General features: G+C 33.8%; 18 protein-coding genes. 13 read left to right on the plus strand and 5 right to left on the minus strand.

What is annotated here, in order from left to right; genetic code table 11:
* Positions 1 to 507: 507 nt before the first annotated feature.
* A complete protein-coding gene (locus KA878_RS00320) occupies positions 508 to 1,326 on the minus strand; it encodes a ZIP family metal transporter (protein ID WP_053029959.1) in 819 nt (272 codons plus the stop codon).
* Positions 1,327 to 1,445: 119 nt separating this feature from the next.
* Here KA878_RS00320 and KA878_RS00325 point away from each other — a divergent pair, with 119 nt between their 5' ends.
* From KA878_RS00325 to KA878_RS00355, 7 genes are all read left to right on the plus strand, one after another.
* Entirely contained in the window at positions 1,446 to 3,326 is a 1,881-nt protein-coding gene (locus KA878_RS00325) for an ABC-F family ATP-binding cassette domain-containing protein (RefSeq protein WP_075108251.1), read from the plus strand.
* Positions 3,327 to 3,340: 14 nt separating this feature from the next.
* Positions 3,341 to 5,119, plus strand: coding sequence for a DNA helicase RecQ (gene recQ, locus KA878_RS00330; RefSeq protein ID WP_107629644.1), 1,779 nt, complete (start codon positions 3,341 to 3,343; stop codon positions 5,117 to 5,119).
* Between the two features lie 298 nt (positions 5,120 to 5,417).
* Positions 5,418 to 6,386 (plus strand): ABC transporter ATP-binding protein, encoded by a 969-nt coding sequence (locus tag KA878_RS00335; protein ID WP_075108249.1) that lies wholly within the window; start codon positions 5,418 to 5,420, stop codon positions 6,384 to 6,386.
* Positions 6,383 to 7,897: an ABC transporter permease/substrate-binding protein gene (locus KA878_RS00340; RefSeq protein ID WP_075108248.1), complete on the plus strand. Its 1,515-nt coding sequence runs from the start codon at positions 6,383 to 6,385 to the stop codon at positions 7,895 to 7,897. The genes KA878_RS00335 and KA878_RS00340 overlap by 4 nt, the downstream gene beginning before the upstream one ends.
* Before the next feature lie 267 nt (positions 7,898 to 8,164).
* Positions 8,165 to 9,679, plus strand: a complete 1,515-nt coding sequence (locus KA878_RS00345) for a peptide MFS transporter (protein WP_193839642.1) — start codon at positions 8,165 to 8,167, stop codon at positions 9,677 to 9,679.
* A 94-nt stretch (positions 9,680 to 9,773) separates the two neighbouring features.
* Positions 9,774 to 10,829, plus strand: a complete 1,056-nt coding sequence (gene hisC / locus KA878_RS00350; RefSeq protein ID WP_193839641.1) for a histidinol-phosphate transaminase — start codon at positions 9,774 to 9,776, stop codon at positions 10,827 to 10,829.
* A 179-nt stretch (positions 10,830 to 11,008) separates the two neighbouring features.
* Positions 11,009 to 11,542 carry a 5' nucleotidase, NT5C type gene (locus tag KA878_RS00355; protein WP_193839640.1) on the plus strand — a complete coding sequence of 178 codons (534 nt, stop codon included), beginning with the start codon at positions 11,009 to 11,011 and terminating at the stop codon, positions 11,540 to 11,542.
* A gap of 73 nt (positions 11,543 to 11,615) precedes the next feature.
* Here KA878_RS00355 and KA878_RS00360 read toward each other — a convergent pair whose 3' ends face one another.
* From KA878_RS00360 to KA878_RS00375, 4 genes are all read right to left on the minus strand, one after another.
* The gene (locus KA878_RS00360; RefSeq protein ID WP_075108245.1) at positions 11,616 to 12,542 is read right to left on the minus strand and encodes a diacylglycerol/lipid kinase family protein; all 927 of its coding nucleotides are present in this window, start codon (positions 12,540 to 12,542) and stop codon (positions 11,616 to 11,618) included.
* A 210-nt stretch (positions 12,543 to 12,752) separates the two neighbouring features.
* Complete coding sequence (locus KA878_RS00365) at positions 12,753 to 14,258, minus strand: S-Cys-Gly-3M3SH uptake peptide MFS transporter (RefSeq protein ID WP_053029950.1); 1,506 nt, start codon at positions 14,256 to 14,258, stop codon at positions 12,753 to 12,755.
* A 303-nt stretch (positions 14,259 to 14,561) separates the two neighbouring features.
* Positions 14,562 to 15,062 (minus strand): preQ(1) synthase, encoded by a 501-nt coding sequence (gene queF / locus KA878_RS00370; RefSeq protein ID WP_053029949.1) that lies wholly within the window; start codon positions 15,060 to 15,062, stop codon positions 14,562 to 14,564.
* 5 nt (positions 15,063 to 15,067) lie between these two features.
* Positions 15,068 to 15,952: a DMT family transporter gene (locus tag KA878_RS00375; protein WP_075108243.1), complete on the minus strand. Its 885-nt coding sequence runs from the start codon at positions 15,950 to 15,952 to the stop codon at positions 15,068 to 15,070.
* Between the two features lie 790 nt (positions 15,953 to 16,742).
* On the opposite strand from KA878_RS00375, the gene nrdI reads away from it, so the two are divergent.
* The 6 genes from nrdI to KA878_RS00405 all read left to right on the plus strand — a co-directional run bounded on the left by nrdI (position 16,743) and on the right by KA878_RS00405 (position 23,876).
* Positions 16,743 to 17,141 carry a class Ib ribonucleoside-diphosphate reductase assembly flavoprotein NrdI gene (gene nrdI, locus KA878_RS00380; protein ID WP_193839639.1) on the plus strand — a complete coding sequence of 133 codons (399 nt, stop codon included), beginning with the start codon at positions 16,743 to 16,745 and terminating at the stop codon, positions 17,139 to 17,141.
* Complete coding sequence (gene nrdE, locus KA878_RS00385) at positions 17,104 to 19,209, plus strand: class 1b ribonucleoside-diphosphate reductase subunit alpha (RefSeq protein ID WP_193839638.1); 2,106 nt, start codon at positions 17,104 to 17,106, stop codon at positions 19,207 to 19,209. Before nrdI ends, nrdE begins: the two co-directional genes overlap by 38 nt.
* Before the next feature lie 127 nt (positions 19,210 to 19,336).
* Positions 19,337 to 20,305 (plus strand): class 1b ribonucleoside-diphosphate reductase subunit beta, encoded by a 969-nt coding sequence (gene nrdF / locus KA878_RS00390; RefSeq protein ID WP_053029945.1) that lies wholly within the window; start codon positions 19,337 to 19,339, stop codon positions 20,303 to 20,305.
* 871 nt (positions 20,306 to 21,176) lie between these two features.
* Positions 21,177 to 22,151 (plus strand): ABC transporter permease, encoded by a 975-nt coding sequence (locus KA878_RS00395; RefSeq protein ID WP_075108241.1) that lies wholly within the window; start codon positions 21,177 to 21,179, stop codon positions 22,149 to 22,151.
* Entirely contained in the window at positions 22,135 to 23,094 is a 960-nt protein-coding gene (locus KA878_RS00400) for an iron chelate uptake ABC transporter family permease subunit (protein ID WP_075108240.1), read from the plus strand. Before KA878_RS00395 ends, KA878_RS00400 begins: the two co-directional genes overlap by 17 nt.
* Positions 23,091 to 23,876: an iron ABC transporter ATP-binding protein gene (locus KA878_RS00405; protein ID WP_075108239.1), complete on the plus strand. Its 786-nt coding sequence runs from the start codon at positions 23,091 to 23,093 to the stop codon at positions 23,874 to 23,876. The genes KA878_RS00400 and KA878_RS00405 overlap by 4 nt, the downstream gene beginning before the upstream one ends.
* Positions 23,877 to 23,964: the final 88 nt, after the last annotated feature.

The raw sequence follows: 23,964 nt of genomic DNA on the forward strand, positions 1-23,964 counted from the left end.
AAATGCGTTTTAACAAATTCATTTACTGGCTTCTTTATTTACGATACTCCGAATTGTTGGTTGCTTGCTCAACGTGCTTTGCTTGTAGATTTTCATGTTGGAAATCTCTTTGCTGGGGCCCCGCACACAACGTCATTCGTCGTTCATCTTTAGAATTTCTTACATAAGTGCGCTAGCACTTATGTGCATTAATAATCAACATAGGGGTCTCGTCAAAATACATTGTATTTATATGTAATTTAACATTGGAATACTTTAAAAATAAGGCACTTCCATATCATTTAATTAAAATCACTAAACCAAATTAACTAAGATTTAAATAATCATAAAAAAAGCAAATTCTATCGTATTTCAATAGAATTTGCTTTTTTGTCTAAAACTTAACTTTCTAGACGTTGTTTCATGATTAATTTGTAACATACTACATAATTTAGATACCCATTATCAGTAGTGGTATTAACAAAATATAGAACAATATAATTTAAATATTTATGCTATTTACATCAATTAGCCAAGCGCAACGTCTAAAATCATCATAATAGTAAAGCCTAACATTAAACTTAATGTTGCCAAATCTGTATTATTACCAGATTGTGAGTCAGGTATGAGCTCTTCGACAACAACGAATATCATAGCGCCAGCTGCAAAAGCTAAAGCATATGGTAACACAGGCGTAATCACTAATATTAACGCCGCACCAATCGTAGCAAAAATGGGTTCAACAATTGCAGAAGCTTGGCCGTAATTAAAGGCTTTCCAACGAGATGCGCCAGCAGCTCTGATTGGCATAGATAATGCTGCACCTTCTGGAATATTTTGAATCCCAATCCCTATTGCTAAGCCCAAAGCACCTAGAAATGTTGCTTGGCTATTACCAGTCGCGATACCACCAAAAGCAACACCGATTGATAGACCTTCTGGAATATTATGTAACGTAATGGCAAGTACTAAGAGTGTATTCTTACTTAATGACGTTTTTACACCTTCACGGTATTGACTTTTATCTCCAATTCTTTGGTGTAAATGGGGGATAACTGAATCGAGGGCACGTATGAAGATGCCACCAAATAAAAAACCAATTGCAGCAGGTAACCAGGCAGGTAAACTACCATCTTTACCATATTCAATTGAAGGTTGTAATAATGACCAGAAACTGGCGGCAATCATAATCCCAGCAGCAAAGCCCTGCATTGAAGTTAATATGCGTTCATTAACGGATTTGAATACAAACACAGCAGCCGCACCCAATGCAGTGAGTAGCCACGTAATAATACCGGCTATAAGTGCCTGTAAATAGGGCGGTAAACTTTCGAAAAAGTCAATCATAACTCTTGTCTCCTTGTATCATTTAACCTTAAAAAGGTGTATAATATATAGAACTGATTTAAGCTTATCAAAAAATATTTAAAAATTCGATATTTCGATTTGGAAAAGGAAGTAGAAGCATGGAAGCGTATAAAATAGAACACTTAAATAAATCATATGCGGATAAAATCATTTTCGATGATTTAAACCTATCTATTTCTGAACATGAAAAAATAGGACTAGTAGGAATTAATGGTACTGGTAAAAGTACATTACTTAAAGTGATTGGCAATCTAGACGATGATTTTACAGCTGATATTACACATCCTAATCAATATCGTATACGTTATTCTTCTCAAAAACAAGATTTAGATGGCACTATGACGGTCTTCCAAGCTGTACTTAGCTCTGATACAACAACGCTTCGAATTATTAAAGCTTACGAAGAAGCCGTAACAAATTACACACAGCACCAAGATGATACGCATTTTCAAAAAATGATGGAAGCGCAAGAAGCTATGGATCGACATCATGCATGGGATTATAACGCAGAAATCAAAACGATCTTATCTAAACTAGGTATTCACGATACGACTAAAAAGATAAGTGAGTTGTCTGGTGGCCAACAAAAGCGAGTCGTACTAGCTAAGACGTTAATAGAACAACCTGATTTATTGTTACTAGACGAGCCAACGAACCATCTTGATTTTGAATCCATTACATGGCTAATCAATTACATCAAACAATATCCTCATACTGTTTTATTTGTAACGCATGATCGTTACTTTTTAAATGAAATCGCGAGTAGAATCATTGAGCTAGATCGAGGTAAATTAAAATCGTATCCGGGTAATTATGAAGATTACATCGCAATGCGAGCTGAAAATGAAATGATCGAACAAAAGCAACAAGACAAACAAAAGGCTTTATATAAACAGGAATTAGCGTGGATGAGAGCTGGTGCTAAGGCAAGAACGACAAAACAACAAGCGCGTATCAATCGTTTTAATGATTTGGAATCAGAAGTTCAAGGCCACCACGCCCAAGATAAGGGTCAACTTAACTTGGCATATTCAAGATTAGGTAAGCAAGTGTATGAACTGGAACACGTATCTAAGCAAATGAATGGTAAAACGTTGTTTGAAGATATTACAGAAATCATTCAAAGCGGTCAGCGTATTGGTATTGTTGGTCCGAATGGTGCTGGGAAAACGACATTATTAAATATTTTAAGTGGAGAAGATAACGATTATACAGGCACGCTTAAAATTGGTCAGACTGTAAAAGTAGCCTACTTCAAACAAACAGAAGAAACGTTAGATAGAGACATACGTATGATTGATTACTTGAGAGAAGAAAGTGAAGTGGCTAAAGAAAAGGATGGCACATCCATTTCTGTAACACAATTACTTGAACGATTCTTATTCCCAAGTGCAACGCATGGTAAGAAAATTTACAAATTATCGGGTGGAGAACAAAAGCGTTTATATTTACTACGTTTGCTCGTACATCAACCTAATGTATTGTTGTTGGATGAGCCAACGAACGACCTTGATACTGAAACATTAACCATTTTGGAAGATTACATTAGTACGTTTGGTGGTTCAGTTATCACTGTGAGTCATGATCGTTACTTCTTAAATAAAGTTGCTCAAGCATACTGGTATATTCATGACGGGAAAATGGAACGTATCGTAGGAACGTTTGAAGATTATGAGGCATACAAGAAAGAGCAAGATAAAATTGCGACATTAGAGAAACAAGCGCAACAGCCGAAACAAAAGACAACTGTTCGAAAAAAATCTGGCTTATCATATAAAGAAAAACGTGAATATGAGTCATTGATGGAACGTATTGATCAAACAGAAACACGTTTAGAAGAAATCGATGAAGAGATGATTGCGGCTAGTGCTGATTATGCCAAAATCAAAGAATTAAATGAAGAGAAAGAACAATTAGAGCTAACATATGAAACAGACATCACGAGATGGAGTGAATTAGAAGAACTAAAAGAGCAATAAGGGGAATGTAAAGTATGGAAGCAACATTATCGCATTATTTTGGCTATGAGAAGTTTAGACCGGGGCAAAAAGAAATCATAACTAAAATAATGAATCATCATAATGTGTTAGGTGTATTACCTACAGGTGGTGGGAAATCAATCTGTTATCAAGTGCCTGGTTTAATGTTGGGCGGAACGACGATTGTCATTAGTCCATTAATCTCTTTAATGAAAGACCAAGTCGATCAGCTTAAGGCTATGGGAATTAAAGCCGCCTATTTAAATAGTAGTTTAACCAAGAAACAACAAAAGGATATTGAAAATGATTTAATGAAGGGTCATATTCAATTTTTATATGTGGCACCAGAACGTTTTGATAATCAATATTTTTTAAGTTTATTAAGTCGTATTGATATTCATCTTATCGCATTTGATGAAGCCCATTGTATATCTAAATGGGGGCATGATTTTAGACCTAGCTATCAAAGTGTGATTAAGAAAGTATTCACATTACCCCAAAACTTTACAATTGTCGCACTGACGGCAACAGCAACTGCAGAAGTGCAACAAGATATTATGGAAAAGTTAAACATCGATAGGCACGATGAAGTAAAAACGAGTACAAAACGCCGTAACCTAATTTTTAAAGTGAATCCTACGTATCAACGTCAAAAATTTGTCGTAGACTATGTGCAAAAGCATAAAGAACAAGCGGGTATAATCTATTGTTCTACACGTAAACAAGTTGAAGAGTTACAAGAAGCACTTGACGTTATAAATGTTTCTTCTGCTATTTATCATGCAGGTTTAACAAATAAAGAACGTGAGACAGCTCAAAATGAATTTGTCTATGACAAAGTTAAAGTTGTTATTGCGACAAATGCGTTTGGTATGGGGATAGACAAATCAAATGTTAGATACGTCATACACTACAATATGCCCGGTGATCTGGAATCATATTATCAAGAGGCAGGCCGTGCAGGGCGTGATGGATTAGAAAGTGAATGCATCCTTTTATTTAGTGAGCGTGATAAAGGTTTACATGAATACTTTATTACGGTGTCACAGGCCGATGAGGACTACAAAGATAAAATGGGTGAAAAACTTACTAAAATGATTCAATACACAAAAACAAAAAAATGTCTCGAAGCAACAGTCGTTCATTACTTTGAACCCAATGAAAAGCTAGAAGAGTGTGGCCAATGTAGTAGTTGTATTCAACAAAATAAAACATATGATATGACACAAGAAGCTAAAATGATTATTAGTTGTATTGCACGTATGCGTCAAAAAGAAAGTTATAGTGTGATCATTCAAGTCTTGCGTGGAGAAACAAGTGATTATATTAAGTATAATGACTATGATAAGTTGACGACACACGGCTTAATGAAAGATTATACTACTTCAGAATTAAGTCATTTAATAGACGAATTGCGCTTTAAAGGATTTTTAAATGAATTTGATGAAATATTGATATGTGATGAAAGTGTTAAAAAGCTACTTAATGATGAAATTAAAGTATTTACGACACCATTTAAACAAAAATCTAAAGAGAAGGTTTATATCAATACAGTTGAAGGTGTCGATCGTGCATTATACAGTGAATTGGTTGAAGTACGTCGTAAATTAAGTGAGAAATTAAATATTGCGCCGGTAAGTATCTTTTCAGATTATACCTTAGAAGAATTTGCTAAACGTAAGCCGGAATCTAAGCAAGAAATGATATCTATTGATGGTGTTGGTAGTTACAAGCTAAAACATTATTGTCCGAAATTCTTAGAAACTATTCACTCTTATAAAGCCAGTATATAAACGCAACATCTAAATATATTAGGAGAACCTAGAACAAACAATGTTATGAGGCGCCTGAGCCAATGCATAGCAACTAGCTGAATTGAAAAGACAGTCCAATTTACTTGAGAGTGGGATAATGAATGCACAAAACATTCTATCCTACTCTCTTTATTTTTTATTTATATTGTTATGCTATATTTTTTGGATGTAATTACAATAATATGACTAATTTAATATGAATTCATCATTAAACATGTTTAAATAGGGAATAAGAATGCAAACATTTTAAATAGGTAGATTAAATGAAGGTGACTAAATGATTGAATTTAAAAACGTAACCAAACGTTATGGCGATAATGTAGCTGTCGATAATGTGAGTTTCAAAATCAATGAAGGAGAGTTCTTTGTACTCATCGGCCCATCTGGGTGTGGAAAAACGACCACTTTGAAAATGATTAACAGACTAATTCCGTTAAGTGAAGGCTATATTTATTTCAAAGATAAGCCCATTAGCGATTATCCCGTTTATGAAATGCGATGGGACATTGGATATGTGTTACAACAAATTGCACTTTTTCCGCATATGACAATTAAAGAAAATATTGCACAAGTGCCACAGATGAAAAAATGGAAAGACAAAGATATTGATCGACGTGTAGACGAATTACTTACAATGGTTGGTTTAGAACCAGAAAAATATCGTGATCGTAAACCAGATGAATTATCAGGTGGACAACGCCAAAGAGTTGGGGTAATCAGAGCATTAGCTGCTGATCCTCCAGTCATATTGATGGATGAGCCATTCAGCGCATTGGACCCGATAAGTCGTGAAAAGCTACAGGATGATTTAATAACATTACAAACACAAATAAAGAAGACAATCGTGTTCGTCACACATGATATACAAGAAGCTATGAAGTTAGGCGATCGTATTTGCTTACTCAACAATGGCCGTGTTGAACAAATTGATACACCGCAAGCGTTTCGAGATCAACCTAAAAATGCATTTGTAGAAGAATTTATGGGAAGTCATTTAAATCAAAATCAAGAAACATTGCAGTTGAAAGACTTAAAGATTACAACACCGCTCACAGAGACAGAAACGCAACACGATTACCCAATCATCAATAGTGATGTCCAATTACGTTCAATTTATTCGAAATTAGCACAGCATGAAGCGGTGATTGTGAATGATGCATCAACTTCTACGCAGTCTCTCTTAAAGCGTGAAGATGTCTTTAAATTTTTATCTCAAGATGACTACGATAAGGAGGGTAAAGTATGAGTAACTTATTGAGTACCCTCAACGACCGTAAAGGCGAAGTATTTACAACTATTGTAGAACATATTCAAATATCATTTATCGCATTATTAATCGCGATCTTAATCGCTGTTCCACTAGGGATTGCTTTAACGAAAACGAAGCGTTTGTCTGAAGTCATCATGAATTTAGCGGCAATATTACAAACTATTCCATCTTTAGCATTATTAGGCTTGATGATTCCAATCTTTGGTATTGGTCGACTTCCTGCAATTATCGCGTTAGTTGTGTATGCCTTGTTACCAATTTTAAGAAATACATATACAGGCATTAAAGAAGTCGATCCATCACTCATTGAAGCTGCTAAAGGTATAGGTATGAAACCGGTGCGTCGATTAACGAGAGTTGAGTTACCTATTGCTATGCCAGTGATGATGGCCGGTATTCGTACAGCAATGGTATTAATTATCGGTACAGCAACTTTAGCTGCATTAATTGGTGCAGGCGGACTTGGTGATTTAATCTTATTAGGTATTGACCGTAATAACGCATCACTCATTCTTATTGGTGCGATTCCTGCTGCATTACTCGCTATTATGTTTGATTTGATATTGCGATATATGGAGAAATTGTCTTACAAGAAATTATTAATCACTGTTGGAGTGATGATCCTTATTATATTATTGGTCATTGTTGTACCACTTTTCGGGAAAAAAGGGGACACAATTACGCTTGCAGGTAAATTAGGTTCAGAACCCTCAATTATTACAAATATGTATAAAATTTTAATTGAAGATGAAACAGACAATACAGTTGATGTTAAAGATGGTATGGGGAAAACATCATTCCTCTTCAATGCTTTGAAATCAGATGATATAGATGGTTATTTAGAATTTACAGGTACAGTGTTAGGAGAATTAACGAAAGAAGATTTAAAATCTAAAAAAGAAGATGCTGTATATCAACAAGCTAAACAAAGTTTAGAGAAAAAATATGACATGACCATGTTAGAACCTATGAAGTACAACAACACGTATGCGTTAGCAGTAAAAAAGGATTTCGCTAAAGAGAATAATATTAAAACGATAGGTGATTTACAAAAAGTCGAGGACAAACTTAAACCAGGATTTACGATGGAATTTAACGACCGTCCTGATGGCTACAAAGCTGTGTCTAAAGCTTATGGACTCGATTTATCAAATATTAAAAAAATGGAGCCAAAATTACGATATACTGCAGTCGAAAAAGGCGATATCAATTTGATTGATGCGTATTCAACCGATGCGGAATTAAAACAATATGATATGGTCGTTTTAAAGGATGATAAGCATGTCTTCCCACCATATCAAGGTGCACCGATGTTTAAAGAGAAATTCTTAAAAGAACATCCTGAAATTAAAAAACCATTGAATAAGTTAAAAGGTAAAATTTCAGATGAAGAGATGCAAGAAATGAATTATAAAGTTACCGTAAAAAATGAAGATCCTTATAAGGTTGCAAAACATTATCTTGAACAAGAAGGTTTAGTCAAATAAAAGAAGTGTATAGCGATTGACACACCGATTATTTTAAGGCTACTTGATAAAAGTGCCTTTGATGATTGCTAAACTGAAAAACGCTAACATTAAGTTTCTCATAGTACAAATGATGCTCAGGGAGCGGGACAACGAATTGATTTCAATTTCTGTCCTGCTTCTTTTTTTAGTGAGAATTTCGTATAGACAATTGTAATCTGATTTGATTTTATTTACACTAATGAATAAATACACAAAATTAGCGTGTATGGTTTTAGGGGGGAGAAAATGAATACAAAGAACTATTCTAGACAAGAAATAGTGGAGAGTGTACCTCAAAAAGGATTTTTCGGTCATCCTAAAGGTTTAAGTACACTATTCTTTACTGAATTTTGGGAGCGATTCAGTTACTATGGTATGAAAGCCATTTTAGCTTATTATCTGTACTATTCTGTTAGTAAAGGTGGCTTTGGTTTACCACAAGGGACAGCACTACAAATTGTATCGTTATACGGTGCACTTATCTATATGTCTGGTACCATCGGAGGTTGGATCGCAGACAGAATGATTGGCACACGTCATGCCCTGTTTTATGGTGGCATACTTATTATGTTTGGACATATTCTGTTGACGATACCGGGTAGTTTAACCGTAGTTATGATTGCATTATTACTGCTTATTATTGGTACAGGTTTATTGAAACCTAATATCTCAACTACCGTTGGAGAATTATATGACCATAATGACAGACGTTTAGATGCAGCATTTACTATTTTTTATATGGGTATTAACCTAGGTAGTTTTTTAGCACCATTTGCGACAGGATATTTACAAACAAGACTAGGATTTCACTATGGTTTCGCTGTAGCTGCAGTAGGTATGTTCGTAGGATTAGTGACATACTATATTACCAATAAAAAGAACTTAGGATTAGCTGGTTTAAGTGTGCCTAATCCGCTTCGCAAAGAAGAAATCAAAAGGTTATCAATTATTACTGGTATTATCGTTTTAATTTTCGCAATTATCCTACTTATCTTGCAATTTACTGGACAATTAAGCCTATCTAGTTTTAGTATGATTGTTACATTCGTAGGTATCGTTTTACCGATTTGTATTTTTGTTTATATGTTATCAAGTCATAAGACGCGTCAAGAAGAGCGTTCAAGAATTTATAGTTACATACCGTTATTTATTACATCTGTTGCATTCTGGATGATTCAAGAACAAGGTTCAACAGTTTTAGCTAACTTTGCAGATCAGAAGACAGAACTAAGTTTGGCTAAACTGACAAATGGTGTTCTCGATTTTCATATACCAGCAGCCTGGTTCCAGTCGATTAACCCGGTATTTATCATAATATTAGCACCTATCTTTGCTAGTATATGGACGAAATTAGGTAAGCATAATCCAAGTACAGTATACAAATTTGCACTAGGTGCAATTTTCGCTGGGTTATCTTATTTAGTCATGATTATACCGTTAAGTAGTCATGTTCAAATGATTCATCCTATTTGGTTGGTGTTAAGTTTCTTCTTAATCACATTGGGAGAATTATGTATTTCACCAGTTGGGTTATCAGTAACGTCTAAATTAGCACCTGCAAAATTCTCAGCACAGATGATGGCACTATGGATGTTAAGTAACGCGACTGCACAAAGTATCAATAGTCAAATTGTTGTCCTATTTAAAATTATTAGTGAAAAAGAATTCTTCTTATATTCTGGATTGTTTACACTTCTCATTGGTGTTATCTTAGTTGCGATTTCTCCAATTGTTAAAAAAGCAATGAATGGCGTACATTAAGATACGATAGCAGTCCTGCAATTTGATATTGTGTAAGGCAACATCGTTTATGATTGAATAAACATTTTATATTTATGAAAAGGAGTGGTTGGCAATGAAACAACAATTAAATCAATTAACAGCGTATCAACCAGGTTTATCACCACAAGCACTTAAAGAAAAACATGGCATTGAAGGGGACCTATATAAACTTGCCTCAAATGAGAATTTATATGGCCCTTCTCCAAAAGCAAAAGAAGCAGTTCAAGCACACGTAGATGAATTATTCTACTACCCGGAAACTGGGTCGCCATCACTACGCAAAGCGATTAGTGAGCACTTGAATGTGGATGCGTCTAGAATTCTATTTGGTGCTGGGTTAGATGAAGTTATCTTGATGATTTCAAGAGCGGTATTAACACCGGGTGATAAGATTGTAACGAGTGAAGCAACATTTGGTCAGTACTATCACAACGCGATTGTAGAATCAGCTGATGTTGTCCAAGTACCATTGAAAGATGGTGGCTTTGATTTAGATGGGATTATAAAAGAAGTAGATGAAGATACTGCCTTAGTATGGTTATGTAATCCTAACAACCCAACTGGAACGTATTTCACTCATGATGAACTAGAACACTTTTTAGAACAAGTGCCTAGTCACGTACCAGTATTGATTGATGAAGCATACTTCGAGTTCGTTACGGCAAATGATTATCCTGATACATTGAAATTGCAAGAACGTTTTGATAATGCATTTTTATTAAGAACGTTCTCTAAAGCTTATGGCTTAGCAGGATTACGTGTAGGTTATGTTGTTGCTACGAATGAAGCAATTGAAAAATGGAACATCATTCGTCCACCATTTAATGTCACTCGTATTTCAGAATATGCAGCCATTGCAGCGTTAGAAGATCAAGACTATTTAAATGAGATTACAGCTAAAAATGCTGTCGAACGTCAGAAATTTTATGCTATACCGCAAAGTAAACATTTCTTACCAAGTCAAACGAACTTTGTATTTGTGGTTACAAACAAAGCACAAGAATTATACGAAGCATTATTAAATATTGGTTGTATTACACGACCATTTCCAATTGGTGTACGTATTACAATCGGATTCCCAGAACAAAATGACAAGATGATAGAAGTATTGAAACACTTTGATTATTAAAGACGAATCTAACGGATTAAGCTTTCGATGCAAGATAATTGAATCAGTTCTGATAGTGCTATAAATTTAAATATAGCAAGAAAGTGGTACAATCAATTCGATATGAATTCTGTACCACTCTCTTTTGAATTTTTGCTATACTTTAACAGTATATAGGTGATGATTAAGGGAGAGATATTATGTCTAGAAAATCTATAGCTATTGATATGGATGAAGTCTTAGCAGACACATTAGGTGCCATTATTGAAGCGGTTAATGTTAAAACTGAATTAGGGATCACGGTTGAGTCGCTCAATGGTCAAAAGCTTAAAAACGTGATACCGGAACATGATGGATTAGTGCGTGATATTTTAAGAGCGCCTGGCTTTTTTAGAAATCTAAAGGTAATGCCACATGCACAAGAGGTAGTTGAGAAATTAACAGAACATTACGATGTTTACATTGCAACAGCGGCGATGGATGTACCAACATCATTTCATGATAAATATGAATGGTTACTTGAGTTCTTCCCATTTTTAGACCCTCAACAATTTATCTTTTGCGGTCGTAAAAATATAGTAAAAACAGATTATCTCATTGATGATAATCCTCGACAATTACAAATTTTTGAAGGAGAACCAATCATGTTTACTGCGTCTCATAATGTTAATGAAAAACGCTTTAAACGTGTTAATGGATGGAAAGATGTGGAAGCATTCTTTCTTGAAACATAATTAAAAATAAGCGATTAAGGTATGATGAATGAGTCATTAACCTTAATCGCTTTTATATTGATAGAATTAATAGTTATTGTTCAGCATTTTCTGGGAAAGTTAGAATTTGAATTGCTTTTGGCAGAACTTCAATAGAAATAGGTGTTTCTAAATTAATTTCACCGTCAATGTCTACTTTCATAATTGGATCCGTGGATAATGTAATATGCGCACCAGCAATATGATCAATCCCGTTTGTAATTTCGTTCCAATCCATACTATCGCGTTTCTTAAAGATGTCATTAAGAATAGTGAAACTTTGTTTATCAAAGATAAAGCTATTCACTTTACCATCTTGAGGAGATAAATCGACAAGTGGAATACGACTACCGCCTATGTTTGGGCCATTAGCAACAACAAGCATTGATGTGTTACCTGTATATTCTTTGTCATCTACAGTTAATTTATAATCGAAATGTTCAGGGTTCATTAATGTTTTAACGGTAGAACCGACATAGCTCAACTTGCCGAAGATGTCTTTACGACCTTCTTGGACATTTTCAGCGTTTTGAACGATTAATCCTAAGCCAACGAAATTGAGTACGTACGTATCATTTACTTTCATGACATCATACGATTCTAAATGTGAAGTCTTTAACTGCTCACTGGCTTTTCGGAAGTCTGGATGTAGATTTAATGTTTTAGTAAAGTCATTAAATGTCCCTCCAGGAATAATTCCGATAGGGAGGTTGAGTTGATTTGTCATAACACCATTGATAAGTTCATTAACAGTACCATCGCCACCTAATATGAAGACAATATCCACATCACTGCTATAGTTTTGATTTTTAATATCTTCACAATATTTAATGATGTCGCCTTCATTTTCACTTAATTGAATGGATAAATGCTTACAAATGGTTGTTAGCGATTTAGTAACTTCTCCTAAACCATCATATATATCTTTTAGACCACTATGTTCATGGTAAAAAAGAACCCCATGATTAAATGTTTGATCCATAATAATGCCTACTTTCGTAATTTACTTTAATTATCTTATATTTACCCGAAATCAGGTTTACTTAATTATGATTTGCGTATTTCAAGTGCTCAAGTCTTTATGATTACACTTTTTACGTTGATACACAAAGAAAAAGGATGGAACAGAATTCAATTTGAATTCATTGTTCCATCCCTAAATATTAGGACACTTTTTAAATAGTCTAAAAGGTTAATGAATACCTTTCATTGCTTTAGAAATCTTCGGTGTGAAAGCTAAGATAATCACAGTAATGACAATTGCGACACTACCTAAGAAGATAAAGTAATTTGTTTGACCTAAAGGTTCAATTAATTTAACTAACGTACCATTAAGTGCTTGTGCAGATGCGTTTGTTAATAACCAAACACTCATCATTTGCGCATTAAATGCTTTCGGTGCTAATTTAACTGCTGCACTATTACCTGTAGGAGATAAACATAATTCACCAACTACACAGATTACATAAGATAGGATAACCCAGTTTACTGAGAAGTGTGAATCACCATAACTCATACCGATAAGTCCCATTAGAATATATGAAGCACCTGCTAATAAGGTACCAATACCAAACTTGACTGGTAAGCTTGGTTGTCTTTTACCCATTTTTAACCAGATTGTTGAAACGACTGGTGCGAAGAGTAGGATAAATAATGGGTTAATTGATTGGAACCATGCTTCACCAAATTGTGTCTGCCAACCAAATAAATTCAGTTGCATATCAGAACGCTCTAATCCATAAATATTTAAAACGTTTGAACCTTGTTCTTGAATTCCCCAGAATAACATTCCTAGAATAAATAATGGAATAAATGCTTTAACGCGAGAACGTTCTACATCTGTAACTTCTTTACTACGAATCATCGTTGTAAAGTAAATAATTGGTAATGCAATACCTAGAACTAAAACAGTATTACTAATAAGGTTAAATGATAATGTATTAGTAAAGTATGTAACTAATAATACAATAGCAATTACAATTACAACTAAGCTAACAATTAATCCATATTTTCTTTTTTCTTCAGGAGAAAGTGGATTTGTTGGATTCATACCAACAGAGCCTAAATTTTTCTTGTTGAAAATCATATACCATACTAAACCTAATGCCATACCAATTGCTGCGATTAAGAAACCGCCGTGATAATTTTTCACATCAAGGAAATGTTGCAAGATAATTGGTGAAATTAATGCACCTAAGTTAACTGACATATAGAATATAACGAACCCAGCATCCATACGTGTATCATTCTCAGGATATAATCGTCCAACAATGTTTGAAATATTTGGTTTCATTAAACCAGAACCGATAATGATAAAGAACATTGATGCAAATAACCCAAACATTGCGAATGGTAAACTTAAACAAATATGTCCAATAATAATCAATACTGCACCGATCAAGGTCGCGCCTCTAGTACCGAAGAGTCTATCTGCGACCCATGCACCTGGAATTGAAGACATGTAAATTAATGCCCCGTAAACGGACATAATAGACATTGCAGTCGTTTGGTCAATGCCTAGACCACCATTTTTAATTTGGTCATACATGTAGAAAATGAGCATGGCGCGCATACCGTAATAACTAAATCGCTCCCAAAATTCTACAAAGAATAGTACACCTAAGCCATTAGGATGTCCGAAGAATCCACGCTGAGGTATTGTTTGAACTGCTTGTTCATGGGAATTGTTTGTTGCCATATGTATCCCAATCCTTTCTTCCCTTTAAAGACTGAAATTTAATAATCAAGATGATGATATGTAAAATAATGTAATTTCTTAAAAATAGAAATTTTTAGAAATTTCAGTCAATGAGTTGATGATTTAAAATTGAATGAGAATAAGTTGCTTTATTTAGATCATCTTACTCTTTTGTAATTTTAAATGATAATAATAAAATACGCTTTAATTCACTAATAGGCAATAGTAAATTTAAATAAAATATCACAAATAATGAAAAAATCCACTAAATTGTCAAACAATTTAGTGGATTTTATTAATCTTTTATCTATTATCTATTTTTTCTGGATATAAATCGTGGTTCATTAATCGATGCTCAGCCATTTTTTCATATTTAGAATTAGGGCGACCATAATTTGTATATGGATCGATAGAGATACCACCACGTGGCGTGAATTTACCCCAAACTTCGATATAATGTGGATCCATTAACTCTATTAAATCATTCATAATAATATTCATGCAATCCTCGTGGAAGTCGCCATGATTTCTAAAGCTAAATAAGTATAATTTTAATGATTTAGATTCTACCATTTTAACATTTGGAATATATGAAATATAAATGGTAGCGAAATCCGGTTGACCTGTAATAGGACAAAGAGATGTAAATTCAGGACAATTAAATTTTACGAAGTAATCGCGCCCTTGATGTTTATTGTCAAATGTTTCTAAAACTTCTGGCGTATAGTCAAATTCATATTTATTGTTTTGATTACCTAATAAAGTAATATCTTGTAGTTCTTCTTTTTGACGTCCTTGCGTCATATGAATCACTCCTTAGTGTTAGTTTGGTGTTGCGTTGTTACTGTTTGTCGTCGCGCTTTTTCAAACATATAATAGCTTGCGCCGATGATAATGACATAACCAATGAGTGCATAGAAATCTGGTGTTTCTCCGAACAGAATAAATCCGAAGACTGCCGTGAAAATAATCGAAGCATACGTAAAGATAGATATGTCCTTCGCAGGTGCAAAGCTATAGGCAAGTGTAATACCAATTTGGCCAACTGCTGCTGAAAGACCCGCTCCTAAAAGGTAAACCATTTGTATCGTTGTCATTGGTTCATATGTCGCAATTGAAAACGGAATTAAAACGACAACTGAAAATAATGAAAAATAAAACACGATAGTATAAGGTGCTTCTCTAGTACTAAGTGCACGAACACATGTGTATGCAGAGGCTGCGAAAATACCTGAGAATAATCCGGCTAATGACGTAATCATTGTTGAAGAGAACTCAGGTTTAACGATAAATAACATACCAAAGATTGCTACTATCATAGCAACGATTTGATATTTACGAACTTTCTCATTTAGAAAAATTAAACTCAGTAAAATAGTCCAAAAAGGATTAAGTTTCATTAGAGTATCTGCATCGCTTAATACCATATGATCAATGGCATATATATTTAATAAGACACCTATAAGTCCTAATGTGGAGCGAGAAATTAACAGAGGTTGACTACTTAATTTCCCGAACATAGGCTGTTTATATTTAAATATGAAAAACAATGGGATAAACATTGCGACAAAATTTCTTGCTAATGATTTTTGAAATACAGGTAAGTCTCCTGCAAGCCTGAAAAATACAGACATAAAACTAAAACCAATCGCTGAAATTAGAATTGCAATGATGCCCTTAACTTTTGGATTCAAGGTTAATCGCCTCATTTGTAAAAAATTACCGTATATATAGTAGCATAATTCAATTAGTAATGCATAAATACTTGAAAATAATATGGGGATGTAATATGATTTAAACACGAACAAATGTTCTGTTTAAATAAAAACACGTTAGATGCCATTTTTTTATAAATGTTATATTCGTGTTTTTAGAGAGAGACATAATATATATTTGAATAATTGTACAAAATACATTGATTGTTTAAATAATTGGTCTTCAAGAACGCTGACAATTCAATCATTTATATTGCTGGTGAAAATGCAACTAAAACACATTAAATATTCAAAAATAAATATTTGTATCAATTTAACTTTGATGTGATGCACATTCAGACGTTTTTCCGAACTTTTGTCACGAAATAGTTACTTTCAATTGAGAGAGCAATTCTGTATAATGAAACACAGAATATAGTATTGAATTTGTAAATGAACCACAACATGTTGTGGTTGTATAAAAAGTTTGTGTTATACAAATTATTCATTTTAATAGAAATTTCACACTGGATTTTAAGTATAAATCCCCAATTCAATGCTATTTATACGAACGAGCTAATAGATGAAATAGTCTCGAAATTTTAGTCTAAACACTACATGTAGTGGCTAGAAATGAAAGTCACTTCTTTTAAGTATAACAATCATCAGCTAGTTGACATCCAAATAAATGTCTAAAATATGTCGTATTTAATGTCTAGCAAGTTTTCTTATTTAATTAAGAGAACTTCTTTTTAGTTAATAATATGGACTGACGAAAGAAGGCGTTCCAATGAAAGTAGTTTATTTCTCTTTTTCTGGTAATGTAAGAAGATTTATCAAGCGAAGTGAAATTTCAGATGTAATGGAAATAACTAAAGATAATTGTACAGATCCATTTGATGAACCTTATATTTTAGTTACGGGAACAATTGGATTTGGTGAAGTGCCTAAAGAAGTACAATCGTTTTTAGATGTTAATCATCAAAATTTACGCGCAGTTGTAGCAAGTGGTAACCGAAACTGGGGACAAAACTTTGCTAAAGCGGGTAAAACAATTTCCGAATCATATCATGTACCTCTATTAATGAAATTTGAAGTACAAGGTTCTAATAAAGATGTTATTGAATTTAAAAATAAGGTGGGGCATTTCAATGAAAATGATGAACGAGAAAAAGTACAATCATATTGAACTAAATAATGAAGTTACGAAACGTAAAGATAATGGTTTCTTTAACTTAGAGAAGGATCAGGAAGCATTAGCGGTTTACCTTGAAGAAATCCATGATAAAACAATTTATTTTGACAGTGAGATTGAACGATTACACTATCTCGTAGATAACAATTTTTATTTTAATGTCTTCGAGAAATATAGCGAAGCAGACTTAGTTGAAATCACTGAATTTGCTAAATCAATCAACTTTGAATTTGCAAGCTACATGTCTGCTAGTAAGTTCTATAAAGATTATGCGTTAAAAACTAACGATAAATCACAATATCTAGAAGATTATAATCAACACGTCGCAATCGTTGCGCTTTATTTAGCAGACGGAAATAAACAACAAGCAAAGCAATTTATTCTAGCAATGATTGAACAACGATACCAACCTGCGACACCAACGTTCTTAAATGCAGGACGCGCACGTCGTGGTGAATTAGTATCATGTTTCTTGTTAGAAGTGGATGATAGCTTAAATTCTATCAACTTCATTGATTCTACTGCCAAACAGCTAAGTAAAATTGGTGGTGGTGTAGCAATCAACCTATCTAAATTACGTGCCCGTGGTGAAGCTATTAAAGGTATTAAAGGTGTAGCGAAAGGTGTGTTACCTGTAGCGAAAGCGTTAGAGGGTGGATTTAGCTACGCGGATCAACTCGGTCAACGTCCAGGTGCTGGTGCTGTCTATTTAAATATCTTCCATTATGATGTTGAAGAATTCTTAGACACTAAAAAAGTAAACGCTGATGAAGACTTGCGTTTATCAACAATTTCTACTGGTTTGATTGTACCTTCTAAATTCTTTGATTTAGCAAAAGAAGGCAAAGATTTCTATATGTTTGCACCACATACGGTTAAACAAGAATATGGTGTAACACTAGATGATATTGATTTAGAAAAATATTATGACGATATGGTAGCAAACCCTAATATCGTTAAGAAGAAAAAAGATGCAAGAGAAATGTTGAATATGATTGCACAAACACAATTACAATCGGGCTATCCATATTTAATGTTTAAAGATAATGCGAATAAAGTGCATGCCAATTCAAATATTGGTCAAATTAAAATGAGTAATTTATGTACAGAAATCTTCCAGTTACAAGAAACATCAGTAATTAACGATTATGGTATTGAAGATGAAATCAAACGTGATATATCTTGTAACTTAGGTTCATTAAATATCGTTAACGTCATGGAAACAGGTAAAATTAAAGACTCTGTTCATACTGGAATGGATGCGTTAACTGTAGTTAGTGATGAAGCTAATATCCAAAATGCACCAGGCGTTAGAAAAGCAAATAGTGAGTTACACTCAGTTGGACTCGGTGTTATGAACTTACATGGTTATTTAGCTAAAAATAAAATAGGGTATGAATCAGAAGAAGCTAAAGATTTTGCGAATATATTCTTCATGATGATGAACTACTACTCAATTGAGCGTTCAATGGAAATTGCTAAAGAACGTGGTGAAGTATATCAAGATTTTGATAAGTCTGATTATGCTAGTGGCAAATATTTTGATTTCTATACATCTCAAGACTTTGAACCTAAATTTGAAAAGGTAAAACGTTTATTTGATCATATTGATATTCCAACGGCTAATGATTGGAAAGCATTACAAGAACAAGTGCAACAACATGGTTTATATCATGCATATAGATTAGCGATTGCACCTACACAAAGTATTTCATATGTACAAAATGCAACAAGTTCAGTTATGCCAATTGTTGATCAAATTGAGCGTCGTACGTACGGAAACGCTGAAACATTCTACCCAATGCCATTCTTGTCTCCAGAGACAATGTGGTACTATAAATCAGCTTTCAATACTGATCAAATGAAACTCATCGATTTGATTGCTACGATTCAAACACACGTGGACCAAGGTATTTCAACAATCTTATATGTGAATTCTGAAATTTCAACACGTGAATTATCAAGATTATATGTTTATGCGCATCACAAAGGGCTTAAATCACTATATTATACGCGTAATAAATTATTAAGCGTTGAAGAATGTACAAGTTGCGCAATTTAATTTTTAGAAGTTAATAGAATAAAGTATTAAATAGGGGAAGGTTGTAGGGTCAACACGACAAATTGATTCACCTCCTTTCCCTTTAACGAATGAGATTTGCTTTTTAGTAATTAAGGAGGATTTTTAAATGAAGGCCGTCAATTGGAATACCCAAGAAGATATGACGAATATGTTTTGGCGTCAGAATATCTCTCAGATGTGGGTAGAAACAGAATTTAAAGTATCAAAAGATATTGCAAGTTGGAAGACACTAACTGAAGACGAGAAAAATACATTTAAACGTGCATTAGCAGGATTAACAGGATTGGATACGCATCAAGCAGATGATGGTATGCCGTTGATTATGTTACACACAACAGACTTACGTAAAAAAGCAGTGTATTCATTTATGGCAATGATGGAACAAATTCATGCGAAAAGTTATTCACATATTTTTACAACTTTACTTCCTTCTAGTGAAACGAACTATTTGCTAGATACTTGGGTTATTGAAGAGCCTCATTTAAAATATAAATCTGATAAAATTATCGAAAATTATCATAAATTGTGGGGAAAAGAAGCCTCTATATATGATCAATATATTGCGAGAGTTTCAAGTGTATTTTTAGAGACATTCCTATTCTATTCTGGTTTCTATTATCCTCTATACCTAGCTGGGCAAGGTAGAATGACTACTTCTGGTGAGATCATTAGAAAGATTTTATTAGACGAATCGATACATGGTGTATTTACAGGACTAGATGCACAAAGTTTGCGTAATGAACTTTCTGAAAATGAAAAACAAAAAGCAGACAAAGAAATGTATAAATTATTAGAGGATTTATATGCAAATGAAGTCTCTTATACACACTTGCTATATGATGATATCGGATTAAGTGAAGATGTATTGAATTATGTTCAATATAACGGAAATAAAGCTTTATCAAATTTAGGTTTCGAACCTTATTTTGAGGAAAAAGAATTTAATCCTATCATTGAAAATGCTTTAGATACTTCAACTAAAAACCATGACTTCTTCTCAGTAAAAGGTGATGGTTACACATTGGCATTAAATGTAGAAGCATTACAAGATGAAGATTTTATTTTTGAAGATTAATCAGTAACAATATGATATAAATGAGATAATATCTGAGGCCTAGTTCTCAGAACGTTAGCCAGTAAATGCGTTTTAACAAATGCATTTACTGGCTTCTTTATTTATAATACTTCGTATTGTTGGCTTGCTTGCCCAACGTGCTTTGCTTGTAGAAACTGATTAACTCAGTTTCTCTGTGTTGGGGCCCTTCTTATGGAATGGTTTCAGCCTGTAGTCCTCTAAAGGCGATCTTAGATAGATAATCACTCACATAAGTTGCTTCGTGTTCCTGGGGTGCCGTCTCTAAAGTAGTTCTTTGATTTTAATCATTAGAACTACTTACTTAAGTGTGTAAACACTTAAGTTCCTCACCCCCAGCTTGTTTTGTTTGTAGATTTTCATGTTGAAAATCTCTTTGCTAGGGCCCCGCGCGCAAAAATATTCGTCATTCATCTCTAGAATTTCTTACTTAAGTGCTATTGCACTTAGGTTCATTAAAATTACTGCTCCCCTAGGAGTCTCCGCAACTATGTTTCGTTATCTATCTTAGAACTATTTACGTAAGTGTGTGCACTTAAGTTCCTCAACCCCAGCTCGTTTTGCTTGTTGATTTTCATATTGAAAGTCTCTTTGCCGCGGACCTTTTTTGGTTGTGATACGTCTGATTGTTGGCCATCATGATGAAACAACTTAACCGTGTTATCTATTATGTGTTCGGTTCGTACAATCTAAATTATTTCTTTCGATTCATGTATAAATATGAATATATCTTCAAATTACTATTGAAATTCAGGTCAGTAATCTTTAATATTGATTATAGCGACAATGATAATCATTATCGTTGATAACGACTATCATTTCAATACATATAGCAAGACGAGGAGAATAGATAGTGAAGTTTTTATTTAAGGGTTATGTTTTACTTATCATATTAGTATGTTTAACTATAGTCTCCTTATTTGTTGGGGTGAGTCAGCTCTCTCTTTCAGATATTTTCCACTTAAACGAAGAACAGCAAAATATTTTGTTTTCAAGTCGTATACCTAGAACAGTTAGTATTCTTCTTTCTGGTAGTTCACTCGCATTAGCAGGATTAATTATGCAGCAAATGATGCAAAATAAATTTGTAAGCCCGACGACGGCAGGAACAATGGAATGGGCTAAGTTAGGTATTTTAATTTCGCTTATTTTTTTCCCAAAAGGTCATATATTAATTAAATTATTATTTGCGGTTGGATTAAGTTTGGCAGGGACATTCTTATTTGTGAAATTAATTAATTTAATTCGTGTTAAAGAAGTTATCTTTGTGCCATTACTAGGAATTATGATTGGTGGTATTGTATCCAGTTTCACGACATTTATTGCCTTAAGAACTAACGCATTGCAAAGCATTGGGAACTGGATGAATGGCAACTTTGCAATTATAACAAGTGGACGCTATGAAGTTCTTTATCTTGTTGTGCCGCTACTGATTATTGCGTTTATCTTCGCAAATCACTTTACGATTGCTGGTATGGGGAAAGATTTTAGCCATAACTTGGGTGTTAGCTATGAAAAAATTATAAATATTGCATTGTTCATTACAGCTGCACTGACGGCATTAGTAGTTGTTACTGTAGGTACGCTACCATTTTTAGGTCTGATCGTACCAAATATTATTTCGATGTATAGAGGTGACCATTTAAAAAATGCACTTCCACATACACTCATGCTAGGATCAATATTTGTATTGTTCGCTGATATCGTAGGTAGATTGATTGTCTATCCTTATGAAATTAATATCGGATTGACTATTGGTGTCTTCGGAACAGTGATATTCCTAATATTACTAATGAAAGGTAGAAAGCATTATGCAAATGAGTTCTAACAAGAAAATTACCATATTAATTATTGCGACAATTTGCATGGCAGCATTTTACTTATTAGTAGGTTTAGACTATGAGATTTTTCAGTATCAATTTCAAAGTCGGTTGAGAAAATTGGTGCTTATCCTCATTGTAGGTGGTGCGATTGGGGCATCAGTTGTTATCTTTCAAGCGATTACAACCAACCGATTATTAACACCATCAATTATGGGATTGGATTCTGTTTATTTATTTGTAAAAGTGTTGCCAGTCTTTTTAGTAGGTACACAAGCTGCAGTTGTCACTAATGTATACTTGAACTTTTTTGTGACACTAATTGCTATGGTCTTATTTTCATTATTGCTATTTGAAGGCATGTTCAAATTAGGGAACTTCTCAGTATATTTTATTTTACTTGTAGGTGTGATTTTAGGGACATTCTTCCGAAGTATTACGAGTTTTATCCAGTTGATTATGGATCCTGAGTCGTTCTTAGCAGTACAAAGTGCTATGTTTGCAAGTTTTGAGGCATCTAACTCTAAACTTGTCCTTATTTCTACATGCTTATTACTTGTTTTAATTGTGATTACAGTGATATTGCGTCCATACTTAGATGTATTACTACTTGGAAGAGCGCAAGCAATCAATTTAGGTGTATCTTATGAGACAATGACGCGTTTACTTCTTATATTAGTGGCTTTATTGGTCTCTATCTCAACGGCTTTGGTTGGTCCGGTTACATTCTTAGGATTATTAACTGTAAATTTAGCACATGAATTAATGAAGACGTATGAACACAAATACATTTTGCCAGCAACCATTTTAATTAGCTGGATCAGTTTATTTTTAGCACAATGGGTTGTTGAAAATTTATTTGAAGCTACAACAGAGTTTAGCTTAATCATTGATTTAATCGGTGGTAGTTACTTCATTTACTTACTTGTCAAAAGGAGAAGTGCAAATTGATTGAGATTAAAAATTTAGATAAAGCGATACAGAATAAGCCAATTTTAAAAAATATTAACGTTGATATTCAGAAAGGTAGGCTCACCTCTCTTATAGGACCCAATGGCGCTGGTAAAAGTACCTTATTATCTGCGGTAAGTCGCTTATTTGAGTATGAAAAGGGTTCAATTAAGATTGAAGGTAAAGCAGTCGATGATTATAAAAGTGATGATTTAGCTAAAAAGTTAAGCATTTTAAAACAGACGAATCATACAGATATGAATATAACGATTGAACAATTAGTAAACTTTGGTCGATTCCCTTATTCAAAAGGACGTATGAAGAAGGAAGATTATGAACAAGTTGAGTATGCGCTAGATTTATTGCAGCTTCAAAACATTCGTCATCGAAATATTAAAACGTTATCTGGGGGTCAACGACAACGTGCGTATATTGCAATGACTATTGCGCAAGATACGGATTATATTTTATTAGATGAACCGTTAAACAATCTAGATATGAAACATTCTGTGCAGATTATGCAAACGTTACGCCGACTTTGTAAAGACTTAAACAAAACAATTGTCATTGTTCTACATGACATCAATTTTGCGTCATGTTATTCAGACGATATCATCGCATTAAAAGATGGTGAAATCGTCAAAGCAGATACAAGAGATAATGTTATTCAGACCGAGATTCTAAAGCAATTATATGAAATGGATGTTCATATTGAAGAGATCAGAGGGCAACGCATTTGTCTGTATTACGATGAAATCACATTTGACTCACTTTGTAATTAAATCATTTAACCTCATATTTTAAAGGGGTGATGCTATTAGAAGACGTAGACAAGAGAGAAGTCCATCGATACGCAGCATAAAGGTTAAA

Origin of the sequence: Staphylococcus sp. GDY8P57P (assembly GCF_017892585.1) — a bacterium.
GTDB lineage: Bacteria > Bacillota > Bacilli > Staphylococcales > Staphylococcaceae > Staphylococcus > Staphylococcus borealis.

What these genes read in the sequence shown, in the direction of transcription:
- queF (WP_053029949.1), bottom strand. Translation starts at nt 15,062, where the DNA reads ATGACGCAAGGACGTCAAAAAGAAGAACTACAAGATATTACTTTATTA.
- nrdE (WP_193839638.1), top strand. Translation starts at nt 17,104, where the DNA reads ATGAAAATGATGAACGAGAAAAAGTACAATCATATTGAACTAAATAAT.
- nrdI (WP_193839639.1), top strand. Translation starts at nt 16,743, where the DNA reads ATGAAAGTAGTTTATTTCTCTTTTTCTGGTAATGTAAGAAGATTTATC.
- hisC (WP_193839641.1), top strand. Translation starts at nt 9,774, where the DNA reads ATGAAACAACAATTAAATCAATTAACAGCGTATCAACCAGGTTTATCA.
- KA878_RS00360 (WP_075108245.1), bottom strand. Translation starts at nt 12,542, where the DNA reads ATGGATCAAACATTTAATCATGGGGTTCTTTTTTACCATGAACATAGT.
- KA878_RS00355 (WP_193839640.1), top strand. Translation starts at nt 11,009, where the DNA reads ATGTCTAGAAAATCTATAGCTATTGATATGGATGAAGTCTTAGCAGAC.
- KA878_RS00365 (WP_053029950.1), bottom strand. Translation starts at nt 14,258, where the DNA reads ATGGCAACAAACAATTCCCATGAACAAGCAGTTCAAACAATACCTCAG.
- KA878_RS00320 (WP_053029959.1), bottom strand. Translation starts at nt 1,326, where the DNA reads ATGATTGACTTTTTCGAAAGTTTACCGCCCTATTTACAGGCACTTATA.
- KA878_RS00335 (WP_075108249.1), top strand. Translation starts at nt 5,418, where the DNA reads ATGATTGAATTTAAAAACGTAACCAAACGTTATGGCGATAATGTAGCT.
- KA878_RS00325 (WP_075108251.1), top strand. Translation starts at nt 1,446, where the DNA reads ATGGAAGCGTATAAAATAGAACACTTAAATAAATCATATGCGGATAAA.
- KA878_RS00400 (WP_075108240.1), top strand. Translation starts at nt 22,135, where the DNA reads ATGCAAATGAGTTCTAACAAGAAAATTACCATATTAATTATTGCGACA.
- KA878_RS00345 (WP_193839642.1), top strand. Translation starts at nt 8,165, where the DNA reads ATGAATACAAAGAACTATTCTAGACAAGAAATAGTGGAGAGTGTACCT.
- KA878_RS00340 (WP_075108248.1), top strand. Translation starts at nt 6,383, where the DNA reads ATGAGTAACTTATTGAGTACCCTCAACGACCGTAAAGGCGAAGTATTT.
- recQ (WP_107629644.1), top strand. Translation starts at nt 3,341, where the DNA reads ATGGAAGCAACATTATCGCATTATTTTGGCTATGAGAAGTTTAGACCG.
- nrdF (WP_053029945.1), top strand. Translation starts at nt 19,337, where the DNA reads ATGAAGGCCGTCAATTGGAATACCCAAGAAGATATGACGAATATGTTT.